The following is a 2,518-nucleotide window of genomic DNA, read 5'->3' as shown; positions in this document are numbered from 1 at the left end:
CGGCATGGTCTGGAATTGGAGGAAGAAGCGGAGTATGGCAACCGCAAGTATTTGGAAAAGCAGGACTTCATCCTTGCCAAACAGAAGGAGCAGCTTGCCGCCCAGCAGAGCAAGCTGGACGAGTTGACCCTGAAAGTTTCGGACATGGAGACCCTGCTGGAGGATGTTTCGGCTGCAGCCTACGACAAGGCGGTGGAGGTAGTGACGGACGTAGTGCGCACCGAGACTCGCAAGGAAGATATGCGGATGATCGAGGACACGAAGAAGTGGGTGCTGTCCCCGGAACGTAAGGCTCCGCAGACCACGAGAGAATACGCCGCCCATCGGTTGGACACCGTGCTGGACAAGTTTCTCAAGACCATGCAGACCACCACCGCACGTCTGCAGGAGAAGCTCCTGAAGCCGGAAGTCCGTCAGAAAGGTAAGGAGCAGGTCAAGGAGAAAGCACGAGATTCCGTTCTGCAACTGCTGAACCGCTTACAGGCAGAACAGGGGCAAAACAAACCAACGGCGCAACCCCGCAAACAGGAGGGGCACTCGGAAATCTGAACTCATCGGGAACGTTTGGGGCAGAAAGCTGGCACTTTCTGCCCCGGCACCCGGTTACAAGGAAACGGAGGTCTGCCTATGAATATGAATCGGCCTGACATGACCGAAGATGTGAAATCTAAAGATTATACGAATAAGTCCTTGCAAAAGGACTCGAACCCGGTTACAATGAAAGCGTCCAAATCCCCTGCCACAGAATCTTCTGACCAGACCAAAGCATCCAAGCACGAACCCCTTGTTTACCGGGTAGAGGAGATTGCCCAGCTTTTGGCGATTTCTCCCCGTGCGGCGTACAACCTGTGCAACACCACGAAGGATTTCCGGGTACTACGCATCGGCACCAGCATCCGGGTGAACAAGCAGAGCTTCGACAACTGGTTTGCAGCGGTCTGAGGGAGGTAATCTATGGCATCTATTATGAAGCGCGGAGATTCCTACTCCGTCCGTTACAAGTACAAAGACCATTCCGGCAAACCCTGCGAGGGATGGGAAAGTTTCAAGACTAGGAAGGAGGCGCAGGAGCGAAAGATCACGGTCGAAAAGGAATTGCTGGACGGCACATTCCTCGTCCCCGATACCATGACGGTAGAGGAAATGCTGTACAAGTGGATCCCGATCCAGTCCACCAAACACAAGTGGTCCCCCAAGACCTACACGCAGTCGGTAGCGATGGTGCAGAACCTTATTGTGCCCTATATCGGCAATCGCAAGGTGCAGGAGCTGCGAACCTACGACATTGAGAAGTTCTATGCAACCCTTGCCAAGACCCCCTGCGGGCAGTATGTGCACGGCGTAAAGCAGAAGCTTTCCGAGAAGCAGAAAAAGCGGCTGCTGTCCAGCACCTCCATCCACGAAGTCCACACGCTGCTCAAGACCGCATTTTCCTATGCGGTGGAATGGGACTTGATCCACAAGATTCCCCTGCCCCGTGATGCCCCCAAGGTCAACGTCGAGGAACGCATCATCTGGGACGAGAAAACCATGCTGGCAGCCTTGCAGACCATCGAGAACCCTGCCCTGCATCTGGCGGTGCACATGAGCATGATCCTTTCGCTCCGTGAGGGCGAAATTCTCGGCTTACAGCCGAGTGATTTGGATTTTGATGCCGCCGATGGTCGTGGTACCATCTCGGTCAGCAAAACCATGCAGCGAGCCAACAAGGACGCTCTGGAAAAGCTCGACCCCAATCAGATGTATCACACCTTCCCGGACAGGCGTGAGGGAAGCAAATCCTCTCTCATCCTGAAAAAGCCCAAGACCAAGAAGTCCAACCGCGTCCTGTATATGACGAAGCCCTTGAAGGAAGAACTTCTGGCATGGTTGGAAAAGCTGAAGCAGGACGAGCAGAACGCCCCGGAAAAGTACAGCAACTGCGGGCAACTGTTCCGGCTCCCGGACGGCTTGCCCATTGCGCCAGAACTGCTGACCAAGTGGTATCGGCAATGGCGGTCAGCGCACCCGGAGTTCGAGCAGATCGTATTCCATGGTCTGCGGCATTCCAGTGCCACCTACCAGCTCTTGCAGTCGGATGGTGACTTCAAATCGGTGCAGGGCAACACCGGTCATGCAACTGCTGCCGTCTTAATGGACACCTATGCCCACACGCAGGACAAGCCTCGGCTGGAGCTGACCGAGAAGATCGAAGCCAACTTCTATTCCCAAGACCTGACCCCGGCAGCACCCCAGCCCCGGCAAAACGAAAAGCCGGCGGCAACAAAAATCTCCGGTAAGGAGATCCTTGAAGCCATCCGGCTGATGGATGCAGACGAACGCAGAGAATTGACGAGAGCCTTGTTCGCCTAAAATTTCTTCTTTTTATGCAAAGGAAAGCAGGCTGTGCAAACCTTGCGCAGAAAAGCCCCTGATTCGGGCAAATGTGCAAACGGTGTGCAGAAAGTGTGCAGCCGCTTTCTTACATAAAGAAAGAACGCCAAATCTTACGATTTGACGTTCAATATCTGGTGCACCT

2 protein-coding genes and 1 pseudogene are annotated in these 2,518 nt (G+C 54.3%); all 3 read left to right on the top strand.

Going from position 1 to position 2,518, the window contains the following annotated elements; translation table 11 throughout:
• Positions 1 to 549, top strand: a pseudogene (locus tag DWV57_RS14195) (hypothetical protein); the annotation flags it as partial.
• A 78-nt stretch (positions 550 to 627) separates the two neighbouring features.
• Positions 628 to 942 (top strand): helix-turn-helix domain-containing protein, encoded by a 315-nt coding sequence (locus tag DWV57_RS14190; RefSeq protein WP_120021123.1) that lies wholly within the window; start codon positions 628 to 630, stop codon positions 940 to 942.
• 12 nt (positions 943 to 954) lie between these two features.
• A complete protein-coding gene (locus DWV57_RS14185) occupies positions 955 to 2,352 on the top strand; it encodes a site-specific integrase (RefSeq protein ID WP_120021122.1) in 1,398 nt (465 codons plus the stop codon).
• The last annotated feature ends 166 nt before the right edge of the window (positions 2,353 to 2,518 follow it).

Origin of the sequence: Faecalibacterium sp. AF10-46 (assembly GCF_003604105.1) — a bacterium.
Taxonomy (GTDB): Bacteria; Bacillota; Clostridia; order Oscillospirales; family Ruminococcaceae; genus Faecalibacterium; species Faecalibacterium taiwanense.
The sequence above is the reverse complement of the archived record's forward strand: the minus strand, read 5'-3'. Positions and strand labels throughout refer to the sequence as shown.

Coding starts and splice junctions, on each gene's coding strand:
- DWV57_RS14185 (WP_120021122.1), top strand. CDS start 955: ATGGCATCTATTATGAAGCGCGGAGATTCCTACTCCGTCCGTTACAAG.
- DWV57_RS14190 (WP_120021123.1), top strand. CDS start 628: ATGAATATGAATCGGCCTGACATGACCGAAGATGTGAAATCTAAAGAT.